This is a genomic window from Marvinbryantia sp. (assembly GCF_047017445.1).
GTDB lineage: Bacteria > Bacillota > Clostridia > Lachnospirales > Lachnospiraceae > Marvinbryantia.
On record NZ_JBKXTT010000001.1, the window covers coordinates 167,769 to 177,710 of the forward strand.

Consider the following 9,942-nt stretch of genomic DNA (forward strand, 5'->3'; position numbering starts at 1 on the left):
TGCATTTGCACGTACCTCCGGGCATTTGAGAGACACCCGGAGCCGCAAATTTATCCTAGCGGGATTTTTTCTCGTCTTTGCCATGTCCTCTGTAGGTTCTGGTAGCAACGAATTCTCCGAGCTTGTGTCCTACCATATCCTCTGTGATATATACCGGAACATGTCTTCTTCCGTCATGAACTGCAATGGTATGTCCAACCATCTGCGGGAAAATTGTAGAACGGCGGGACCAGGTCTTGATAACCTGTTTGCTGCCTGCTGCATTCATAGCATCTACCTTTTTCAGTAAGCTTTCATCTGCAAATGGTCCTTTTTTCAGTGAGCGAGCCATAGGTTCTAACCTCCTTTAATTAATATTAGTTAATCGCTTTACCGTCTCTTCTTCTTACAATCAGCTTGTTAGACGCTTTCTTTTTCTTTCTCGTCTTCAGGCCGAGTGCCGGTTTGCCCCACGGTGTGCACGGACCCGGACGTCCGATACCGGTCTTACCTTCACCACCACCATGCGGATGGTCGTTCGGGTTCATAACGGAACCGCGTACTGTCGGGCGGATACCCATGTGACGTTTTCTTCCAGCTTTACCGATATTAATCAGATTGTGCTCTGCATTTCCAACAACGCCAACGGTTGCTCTGCAGATGATCGGAACCATTCTCATCTCACCAGACGGAAGACGAAGGGTTGCGTATTTTCCTTCTTTTGCCATAAGCTGTGCGCTGTTTCCTGCGCTTCTTACAAGCTGTCCGCCCTTGCCCGGATACAGCTCAATGTTGTGTACCATGGTACCAACCGGGATTGCTGTCAGCGGCAGGCAGTTTCCGATTCTTACTTCCGCATCCGGACCGCTCATGACCTTCATGCCGTCCTTCAAGCCCTGCGGAGCAAGGATATATGCCTTCTCACCATCTGCGTAGGTGATCAGAGCGATATTTGCTGTTCTGTTCGGATCGTACTCGATTCCGGTAACGTAAGCCGGAATTCCGTCCTTCTTATTTCTCTTGAAATCGATGATTCTGTATTTTCTTCTGGAGCCGCCTCCGCGGTGTCTTACAGTGATTTTACCCTGGTTGTTACGTCCGGAGTTCTTTTTGAGAGAAACCAGAAGCTTCTTTTCTGGCTCGAACTTTGTGATCTCAGAGAAATCAGAACCGGTCATATGTCTTCTCGACGGGGTATATGGTCTATAGGTTTTAATTCCCATGGTGTTTCTCCTTTCGATGATTTATTATCGCACTGTTCTGTGCATAGGTTCCCGTCGCTATCGCTGCGAACGGGTGTGTTCCCCTGTGACGGGTACGTTCGCTCAACTAAGCTCAAACTTCACTATCGCTCGTTCTCGCTAAGGTTCGCGAACAGGGTCCGACTAAGACTCAGTCATCGGCTACGCCTCGACTTCGTCAAGTCTTATAACCCTTCAAAGATCTCAATATCCTTGGAATCTTCTGTCAGGGTAACGATAGCCTTTTTGCTCTTTGCTGTCTTGCCGACTGTCATGCCGCGGCGTCTCTTTTTACCTTCCAGATTCATGGTATTTACGCTCTTTACTTTTGTTCCTTCGAACATTTTTTCAACAGCTTCCTTGATCTGGTTCTTAGTTGCTTCGGTGTGTACCTGGAAAGTGTATTTCTTCTCGCTCATCGCGTTCATACTTTTTTCCGTCACGATCGGTTTCAGAATGACGTCATAATACTGAATTGCTGCCATTATGCGTACACCTCCTCAATAGCCTCTACGGCTGCTTTCGTCATAACCAGTGTGTTATACTTCAGAACGTCGTATACATTAATGGTATTGATCAGCGCGGTCTTTACATCTGCGATGTTTCTTGCGGACATTACCACGTTCTCATCGTTCTCGTTTAAAACAACCAGCGCTTTGTCTGCGTTTACGTTTTTCAGAACATTTACCATGCTCTTTGTCTTGATTGCATCCAGCTTCAGCTCATCAAGCACTACTACTTTATTTTCCTGTACCTTGGAGGTCAGTGCGGATTTCAGAGCCGCCCTCTTCTCTTTCTTGTTCATCTTGAAAGAGTAGTCTCTCGGAACCGGAGCGAATACAACTCCGCCGCCCTTCCACTGCGGTGCTCTTGTTGAACCCTGTCTTGCGTGACCGGTTCCCTTCTGTCTCCACGGTTTCTTGCCGCCGCCGGAAACTTCGGAACGTGTTTTCGCTTTCTGTGTTCCCTGACGATTATTTGCAAGCTGGCTGAGCACTGCCATGTGTACCAGATGTTCGTTGATCTCTACACCGAACACGGCATCATTAAGCTCCATCGTGCCAACTTCTTTGCCTTCCATATTGTAAACAGATACGTTTGCCATCTGTGTGTTCCTCCTTTCCTATAAAAGCTTATTTACCGGCTTTTACTGTCTCCTTAATTGTTACTAAAGATTTCTTCGGCCCCGGTACAGCACCCTTTACGAGAAGCAGATTGTTTTCTGCATCTACTCTTACCACCTCAAGATTCTGGATGGTTACGCGTTTGCTGCCCATGTGGCCTGCCATCTTCTTGCCCTTGAATACCTTACTCGGATCGGAGCAAGCGCCGTTGGAACCCGCATGACGGTGATATTTGGAACCATGAGCCATCGGTCCTCTGTGAAGGCCGTGTCTCTTGATAGCACCCTGGAAGCCTTTGCCCTTGGAGATCGCGGTAGCGTCGATCTTATCGCCTGCTGCGAAGATGTCCGCCTTGATTTCCTGCGCTACCTGGTACTCTTCTGCGTTTTCAAACTTGAATTCTTTCAGGTATCTCTTACAGGAAACACCTGCTTTGTCGAAGTGTCCTTTCATCGGCTTATTCACAAGCTTTTCTCTCTTGTCAACAAAGCCAACCTGCACTGCGCTGTAACCGTCGTTCTCCGCAGTCTTAACCTGTGTGACAACACACGGACCGGCCTGAAGAACCGTTACCGGAGTGAGCACTCCGTCATCGTTGAAGATTTGAGTCATTCCGACTTTTGTTGCTAAAATCGCTTTCTTCATTTCTTTCCCTCCTGTTTTTCTACAGCGGATTACACTGTGTGGTGCAATCATCCTAGTAAAACAGTCAATATAAGTGGAACTTTGGCATATCGCCGCGTTGCTTCTATATTAACCCATAGGATAATTTACTTTGGCAAAAACCTTATTTGGTTTTCATTTTGATATCGATATACACGCCAGCCGGCATCTCCAGTCTGGACAGCGCATCCACCGTCTTCTGGGTCGGTGCAATGATATCAATCAGTCTTTTATGAGTTCTCTGCTCGAACTGCTCTCTGGAATCTTTGTACTTGTGTACGGCGCGGAGAATGGTAACTACTTCCTTCTTTGTCGGAAGGGGCACCGGTCCGCTCACCTGTGATCCGTTCTTTTTTACAGTTTCGATGATTTTCTTTGCGGATGCATCAATAAGCTGATGGTCATACGCTTTCAGTGTGATTCTCATTACTTGACTTGCCATAAAAAAAGTCGCCTCCTTTTCGCACTTAACATCAGTACGACAAGCGGTGACTGTACACGCTCCCGTGTGTATCCTAAATACTCCACACGTTGTTTCCGGTCTTTGCCGGACAGTTGTTCTTGTACAGTGACTTGTCGCCAGTTTCTCAGAACTTGACATTCGCTCCACGGAAAACCTGCGGCACAGACCGCAGCAACCTCACGCTTCAACGCTATCAAGGTCACAACATCTGCATTATATATGAAATTTTAGCCATATGCAAGGAGTTTTTAAAAAATATTGTATTTTTTTTCGTACAATCCTGTTTTTATTCTTTTGTTCCGTTTTTCCCCATTCGGAGGCATTAAGAATGTTCTGCCATAAAACTTGCATATTTTACTATTTTACCATATAATGATGCCAGGGTCAAAATCCCGGATATTTATTGATGGAGGAATACAACATGTGGATTGCCGATGGCTGGAAGGATTATGAAGTGATTGATACGTCAGCTGGAGAAAAGCTGGAGCGCTGGGGAGACTATCTTCTGGTGCGCCCGGATCCGCAGGTGATCTGGAATACCCCCAGGAAGGATCGCGGCTGGAAGCACCCGAACGCCCACTATCACCGCAGCAAAAAAGGCGGCGGCGAGTGGGAATTTTTCGACCTGCCCGAGCAGTGGGATATTCACTATAAATCATTAACATTTCATTTAAAACCGTTCAGCTTTAAGCACACCGGTCTTTTTCCGGAGCAGGCTGCAAACTGGGACTGGTTTTCGGAGAAAATAAAAACGGCCGGGAGACCTGTGAAGGTGCTGAATCTCTTCGCCTACACTGGCGGCGCCACGCTGACCGCTGCAGCCGCCGGAGCTTCTGTCACCCACGTCGACGCCTCGAAGGGCATGGTCGGCTGGGCGAAGGAGAACGCCCGCGCCTCCTCCCTTGAAGATGCTCCGATCCGCTGGATCGTCGACGACTGTGTAAAATTTGTGGAACGTGAGATCCGCCGCGGCAATCATTACGATGCCATCATCATGGATCCTCCCTCCTACGGGCGCGGTCCCAAGGGCGAAATCTGGAAGATCGAGGACGCTATCTATCCGCTCGTACAGCTCTGTGCAAAGCTGCTTAGCGAGGAACCGCTTTTCTTCCTTATTAATTCGTACACCACCGGACTTGCTCCGGCTGTTCTTTCCTATATGATAGCAACTGAATTGAAACCCTTCGGCGGACACGTCGACTCTCAGGAGGTCGGTCTGCCCGTCTCCTCAAACGGACTGGTGCTGCCCTGCGGTGCATCCGGACGCTGGGAGCGCTGAGGGGCGCTTCCAGATTCCGTTTACCGGCTTCTTTTTCGTAAGCCCTCCTGGCAGCACGCCAGTCAGCACTGCCGTATCGACGGCCAGGACTATTAATTCCCGTCAGACAGCCAGGCACCAGCCAAAACATCATTTTGATGTTTTGAAATCATTAAATTAACCAGACCGGCACATACCAGTTCTTTTCATTTACAGGCAGTAAGTCATTTGCCATGCAGACTACACTTCCCGTTCCAATTTCTACCCTCAGAGACTCCAGTCCCCCAAAGGCTTCTGCACGGGTCACAGGCTCTAAAACATCAAAATTCTTTATCGCGGTCTTTCCGGGGGATGCCGCTTTTTTAATCTCGATGGGAGAAAGCACACCATTCTGGTAAAGCAGCAAATCATTTTGACAGACTGTTTTTGCTTTGGACATAACAGCAAAATGATTACTCCAAGCAGATTCATTCAGAGCCCGTTTCTGACTCTTCTGAAACGTCGCTCCCCGCATAAACACCGGTTTTTGCGACATTGCAATTTATTCAAGCGCAATCGTAAACGGCTCGCCTACCTGCTGGTAATCGTTGCTCATCCGTCCGCTTTCCTCCGGGAACGCAACTGCATACAGCGTCATTGTCAGTTTCTTTGCATCTTTCCGGATGTAGCCGTGTCAAGGGTATTTACTTCCATGCGCCCCTGTCCTTCCAGGAAGGACCTCATATTGATTTCCACCGCATTGCCCAGGTCGTCCGTTCCCTCCAGTTTCAAATCATACCCGCACTCACCCGTGGAGGTTGTGAAGTACACCTTCTGATTTACATCGCTCGTCGTATATTTTTCCAGCGTCACGTCTGTTCCGTCCGGAAGACGGAAGGTCTTATCCAGCTCAACTGTTTTTGTATCTGCCAGCAGCTCCGCTCCCGACACAGAAAAACCAATCGTCCCCAGCATTTCTTCCCCGAAATAGAATTCCATTTCCATATCCATCTGCTTTTCCGTGCTTATTCCGGGAACCTCCAGCTCGCCGTATACCGCCATCGTATGCTCATCCGCTTCTTCCATGCTGCCTCCGAACGCAAAGGAAACCTGCGCGCCGTCAATGCTGACGCTCACCCCCGGATGTACGCCGCCTTCCACCTCCAGCGAATCCAGCGCCTCCTGCGAATGGATCGCATAGGAAACCAGCAATGTCTCATCATCCAGAATCACCTCATTTAAAGTAGCGGAAATTCCGTCCTTTTCCACCGTCTCTCCAACCACCGACAGATACGGGCTCAAATCCTCCCGGATTCCCAGCACCTTTGAGAGGCTGTACATGGCGGCGCTCACCCCGGCATAAGCCTTCTGCCCCACCGGGCTGATTGCTGTCCCCAGTACGCAAATGCACGCTGCAGCCGCCGCATATCGTTTCCAGCTCTTTCTTCTGCTGCTTTTGACCGGAATCGTTTTTTTCCAGTTTCTTACATCGTCTGCATCCGCTCGGAATTCTCCGTAGCTGTCTGCACTATGTTCCATTTCATTTAACAGCGTATAAACTTCCTGTTTCATATAATCTGCTCCTTTCCTTCTGCTCTCATCCTGCATTTTGCTTCGCCGCGTTCCCCTTTCATTTCCGCTCTGCACTCTGCTTCACCGCATTTACCTTTCATTTCCGCTCTGCATTCTGCTTCGCCGCGTCCACACTCCGGTGCTTTTCTTAAAGCTTTCCGTACATCCGTCATGTCCGTGAAAACAGCCGCCGGATTTTCTTCTTTCCGCGTGAAAGGCGGTTGTAGATGACCGGTCTGCTCATCCCGCTCTGCGCGCTGACCGTTTCCATATTTTCTTCCTCAACATAAATTTTCAGAAACAATTCCCGGTCCTGCGGGTTTAAGCACTCCAGCATCTGTCTGGTTTCTTCGGAAAATTCCTCTTCTATCTGAGAAATTTCCGCCATCATATCCTTCCCGCTGCAGCGCTCCGCTTCCTCCCAGCTCATCTCAAGGAGCCGCGCGGCATAGCGGCGCTTGTAATCCAGCGCTTTGATGCGGGCAACTCCGGCAATCCAGTTTGCAAAGGGATTTCTCTCCGGCATATAGGACGAAGCATGATTCCACACTGCCAGAAATACATCGCTGATGCATTCTTCCTCATACTGTGGCAGTACGTACAAATACCGGTGCACCACAGATTTCACCAATCCCCCATAATGCAGCATGACATATTCCAGCGCTTTCTCATTGCCCTGTATCATCTGCGTGACAAAATTCTGTTCTGTAATTTTCATATTCGCTCCTTTCGCAGCAGTATGGCGCCATCTTCCACAAGCTGTAAAGCATGTTGCCAAAAAACGTCCACCGGACGTTTTTGTCGTATGCATGGCAACAAAATCGCGCCGCCAGCATACAACTGCCGGCGGCGCTTTGAATGCTTTCACTATATATTCGCAAAAAAAGCGGCGTTTCTATCATAATTTCAATATTTTTTAAATATTCCCCCACATAGCGTCATTCCCATAGAGACACCCTTTTTTGCACATGGCGTTATTTCTGCACAGGCTTCTCTTTACGCCGGTCATACAGTGCGATCCCAATCAGTATCAACACTCCGATGATCGTCAGAAGGAGTCCCGCGTTCATCCACGGCGTACGGTACCGCAGCTCAATGTGGTGCTCGCCCTCCGGCAGCACCAGCGCGCCAAACATATAGTTTGCTTTCAGAAGCGGCTGTTTCTCGCCGTCCACATACGCGGTCCATCCTCCGTCCCAGGGAATAGCGAGGCACAATATTTTCGTGTCCTCCAGCGTAATATCGCCGGAGACCCGGTTTGTCTCTATCTGCTCATTCACCAGATGATCCTTTCGCAGCGCATTCATCTGCTGCTCATAATCAGTCAGCGGCTGATTCCACAGATAGATTCTGTCAAAGCTGTATTTTCCCACCAGCGGAAAAGTAATGGTAATTTCCCTGATTTCCTCTCCCGGACAGCCCAAATTCACCGTAAAATCTTCTATACCGGACGGCCACTTTGATTTCTTCGTCTCATAAAACATCTCCCGCGACACCTCTTTACCGGAAGCCGTCACCATATTTACCGAAAGCGTAATCTGTTTGCCCTTTCCTTCAAACCCATAGCCTTCCATGCAAAGATAAAATTCTCCCTCCTTACCGGTTTCTTCTGCATGAAATACAGCCGTCCCGCCTTTTTCATCAACGGTAAAACCCCGTTCAGTTTCCGTCACGCCATCGCCCGTTTTCGTCGTATACAGCGCTATCTCCCGGCCCGCAAGCGCTATCTGTCCATCTTTGCTCTGCAGCTCTTTTCCCGCCTCCGTTTCCAGAATTATGCTCTGCGCCATTGCTTCTTCCCGCTGCGCCCCATTCCAGGCGGAAGCCTCTTCTTCCGTTATATACGAATCATAACAATACCCCAGCGGAAGCGCGTTTTCATTTTCATATATCACACAGCCTTCCTGTTCATCCACTTTCCGGTAGCCGTACGGTACATTCTGCGTTTTTCCTGCTTCGCAGATATAATACCGGTTTCCTGCAAGCGTCGTTAAAATCGTTCGCTCATTCAGATTTCTATAGCTGTAAAAACGCATTACGTATGTCTGTGTTTTTGCAAAAAAGTCTGACACATTGCCGTTGGAAAGGCTCCAGTAAAAGTTCATTCCGTAAGTCCCCGCATTGGCGGCTGCATTTGGTCTTGAGGGATTTCCCACATAACGGAAGAACTCTTCCGACTCCTCCTGCAGCTTTTTCGCAGCCTTCTCCGGCTTTCCATCATAATAGGCATTTATCTGCTCTGCGGAACGATACGTTTCCGGGATGCTGCGCGTCTCAAACAATCTGTATGCATTTTGCGTCAGTCCCGCCAGCATCAGCCCCAACAGGACAGCCTGCACTGCCCTCCGGCTCTGCTTTCCTCTTCTGAAAAGGCAGACTGCCAGCAGCACGAGCGCCACGGCGATAGACGGAAGCAGATAACGGACTCTGGTCTTTCTGAGCATTGTAAAACAATGTGTGATCACCGCCGTATAGCAAACGGAAAAAGCCAGCAGACGTGCGGCATTTTTCGTGCTCATCGCTGTCAGCTCTTCCCAGAGCTCACATAAAATATAAGCGCACAGCATGGAATATCCCCACATCCACCGGTTCGAGGTATAGGAAAAACCGTTAAGGATATGACCGGCCAATGGGGACATCAGCAGCAGCGTTCCAATTACAAATAATAGTTTCAATTCCGCCCGGTACTTTTTTCTGTTTTCTCCCAAAAACAGCAACGCCACCGCAAGCAATGCCGGCATCCCGTAGCCAAGCTCCGTATAAGCGCCCAGCGACAGGCCGGAGACAAAGGAGGACAGTAATTTTTCATAATAAAGCTTCCCGTAAAAGCTTGCGATGGTGTATTCCTTCTCAATTCGGTAATCGTTCAGGAAGGTCCGTATGATCGGCAGGAAAATCACCGCGCTCAGCAGCACTCCGACCAGCGAATAGCCGCCAATCTTCAAAATCATCAAAAGCCCTTCCCTGCGCCGTTTCCAGCCATAGGTACAGATACAGCGCACCAGCACATAGATGATCGTCTCCAGCACGATCATATAGAAAAAGTAAAAGTTACTGACCGCCGAGACGCACACGGAAACGATCAGGACCCAGGGCTTTTCTCTGCGAAAGACCTTCTCCACCCCAAGCAGGACCAGTGGGAAATAGATCATCGGATTCACAAAGAATGGATGCACGGTTCCCGCGTATAACGCATAACTGCACAGCATGTATGTAATTGCGCCCGCCAGTATCCCCATCGGCCGGCTTTTCTTCATATAGATGCAGAAAGCGGAAAACGCCAGCCCGGAAAGGTAGTTGCGCACAAGTACCAGAAAGCTGAAAAAATACGGCATATAGCGTGCCGGTACAAACGCTGTGAAAAGGTTCAGCGGATCGCCGATCGCATAATAGTTTAATGTTGTCAGAATATTTGCGCCAAGACCGATGCTGAAATCCCATTCCGGGATCACCAGACGGTGCTCTGTCACCAGCGTTCGTCCAATTTCCCTCAGCCATTCGCCGCAATAGATCAGCGCGCGGCAATGCTGCGCCACCCCGTCCTCACGGTAAACGAACGTCTTCCCGGAAGCAGCAAAAGGCGCATAGATAATCGCCAGCATCAGCACCGCAGCCACGGTATAGGTCAGATAATATTGTTTGATCTGTTTCTTTGTCATTGGT

At 49.1% G+C, this 9,942-nt stretch carries 11 protein-coding genes; 1 reads left to right on the forward strand and 10 read right to left on the reverse strand.

What is annotated here, in order from left to right:
• Positions 1 to 55: 55 nt before the first annotated feature.
• From rpsS to rpsJ, 6 genes are all read right to left on the reverse strand, one after another.
• Entirely contained in the window at positions 56 to 331 is a 276-nt protein-coding gene (gene rpsS, locus ACLU9Q_RS00795) for a 30S ribosomal protein S19 (protein WP_296835621.1), read from the reverse strand.
• A 25-nt stretch (positions 332 to 356) separates the two neighbouring features.
• The gene (gene rplB / locus ACLU9Q_RS00800; RefSeq protein ID WP_296835619.1) at positions 357 to 1,202 is read right to left on the reverse strand and encodes a 50S ribosomal protein L2; all 846 of its coding nucleotides are present in this window, start codon (positions 1,200 to 1,202) and stop codon (positions 357 to 359) included.
• A gap of 203 nt (positions 1,203 to 1,405) precedes the next feature.
• Positions 1,406 to 1,705, reverse strand: coding sequence for a 50S ribosomal protein L23 (gene rplW / locus ACLU9Q_RS00805; protein WP_296835617.1), 300 nt, complete (start codon positions 1,703 to 1,705; stop codon positions 1,406 to 1,408).
• A complete protein-coding gene (gene rplD, locus ACLU9Q_RS00810) occupies positions 1,705 to 2,325 on the reverse strand; it encodes a 50S ribosomal protein L4 (RefSeq protein ID WP_296835615.1) in 621 nt (206 codons plus the stop codon). The genes rplW and rplD overlap by 1 nt, the downstream gene beginning before the upstream one ends.
• Positions 2,326 to 2,353: 28 nt before the next feature.
• Entirely contained in the window at positions 2,354 to 2,989 is a 636-nt protein-coding gene (rplC, locus tag ACLU9Q_RS00815) for a 50S ribosomal protein L3 (protein ID WP_412624545.1), read from the reverse strand.
• A 142-nt stretch (positions 2,990 to 3,131) separates the two neighbouring features.
• The gene (rpsJ, locus tag ACLU9Q_RS00820; RefSeq protein WP_296835611.1) at positions 3,132 to 3,449 is read right to left on the reverse strand and encodes a 30S ribosomal protein S10; all 318 of its coding nucleotides are present in this window, start codon (positions 3,447 to 3,449) and stop codon (positions 3,132 to 3,134) included.
• 442 nt (positions 3,450 to 3,891) lie between these two features.
• Here rpsJ and ACLU9Q_RS00825 point away from each other — a divergent pair, with 442 nt between their 5' ends.
• The gene (locus ACLU9Q_RS00825; protein ID WP_296905881.1) at positions 3,892 to 4,749 is read left to right on the forward strand and encodes a class I SAM-dependent methyltransferase; all 858 of its coding nucleotides are present in this window, start codon (positions 3,892 to 3,894) and stop codon (positions 4,747 to 4,749) included.
• 151 nt (positions 4,750 to 4,900) lie between these two features.
• Here ACLU9Q_RS00825 and ACLU9Q_RS00830 read toward each other — a convergent pair whose 3' ends face one another.
• From ACLU9Q_RS00830 to ACLU9Q_RS00845, 4 genes are all read right to left on the reverse strand, one after another.
• Positions 4,901 to 5,263 carry a hypothetical protein gene (locus tag ACLU9Q_RS00830; protein WP_296905884.1) on the reverse strand — a complete coding sequence of 121 codons (363 nt, stop codon included), beginning with the start codon at positions 5,261 to 5,263 and terminating at the stop codon, positions 4,901 to 4,903.
• A gap of 104 nt (positions 5,264 to 5,367) precedes the next feature.
• Complete coding sequence (locus tag ACLU9Q_RS00835; protein ID WP_412624547.1) at positions 5,368 to 6,279, reverse strand: DUF4179 domain-containing protein; 912 nt, start codon at positions 6,277 to 6,279, stop codon at positions 5,368 to 5,370.
• Between the two features lie 169 nt (positions 6,280 to 6,448).
• On the reverse strand, positions 6,449 to 6,997 hold the full coding sequence (locus ACLU9Q_RS00840; protein ID WP_296840740.1) for a sigma-70 family RNA polymerase sigma factor: 549 nt from the start codon (positions 6,995 to 6,997) through the stop codon (positions 6,449 to 6,451).
• 256 nt (positions 6,998 to 7,253) lie between these two features.
• The gene (locus ACLU9Q_RS00845; protein WP_296840742.1) at positions 7,254 to 9,938 is read right to left on the reverse strand and encodes a YfhO family protein; all 2,685 of its coding nucleotides are present in this window, start codon (positions 9,936 to 9,938) and stop codon (positions 7,254 to 7,256) included.
• Positions 9,939 to 9,942 lie beyond the last annotated feature (4 nt).

Bases quoted from the DNA above. Each gene is read 5' to 3' on its own strand.
- rpsS (WP_296835621.1), bottom strand. From the start codon at position 331: ATGGCTCGCTCACTGAAAAAAGGACCATTTGCAGATGAAAGCTTACTG.
- rplB (WP_296835619.1), bottom strand. From the start codon at position 1,202: ATGGGAATTAAAACCTATAGACCATATACCCCGTCGAGAAGACATATG.
- rplW (WP_296835617.1), bottom strand. From the start codon at position 1,705: ATGGCAGCAATTCAGTATTATGACGTCATTCTGAAACCGATCGTGACG.
- rplD (WP_296835615.1), bottom strand. From the start codon at position 2,325: ATGGCAAACGTATCTGTTTACAATATGGAAGGCAAAGAAGTTGGCACG.
- rplC (WP_412624545.1), bottom strand. From the start codon at position 2,989: ATGAAGAAAGCGATTTTAGCAACAAAAGTCGGAATGACTCAAATCTTC.
- rpsJ (WP_296835611.1), bottom strand. From the start codon at position 3,449: ATGGCAAGTCAAGTAATGAGAATCACACTGAAAGCGTATGACCATCAG.
- ACLU9Q_RS00825 (WP_296905881.1), top strand. From the start codon at position 3,892: ATGTGGATTGCCGATGGCTGGAAGGATTATGAAGTGATTGATACGTCA.
- ACLU9Q_RS00830 (WP_296905884.1), bottom strand. From the start codon at position 5,263: ATGTCGCAAAAACCGGTGTTTATGCGGGGAGCGACGTTTCAGAAGAGT.
- ACLU9Q_RS00835 (WP_412624547.1), bottom strand. From the start codon at position 6,279: ATGAAACAGGAAGTTTATACGCTGTTAAATGAAATGGAACATAGTGCA.
- ACLU9Q_RS00840 (WP_296840740.1), bottom strand. From the start codon at position 6,997: ATGAAAATTACAGAACAGAATTTTGTCACGCAGATGATACAGGGCAAT.
- ACLU9Q_RS00845 (WP_296840742.1), bottom strand. From the start codon at position 9,938: ATGACAAAGAAACAGATCAAACAATATTATCTGACCTATACCGTGGCT.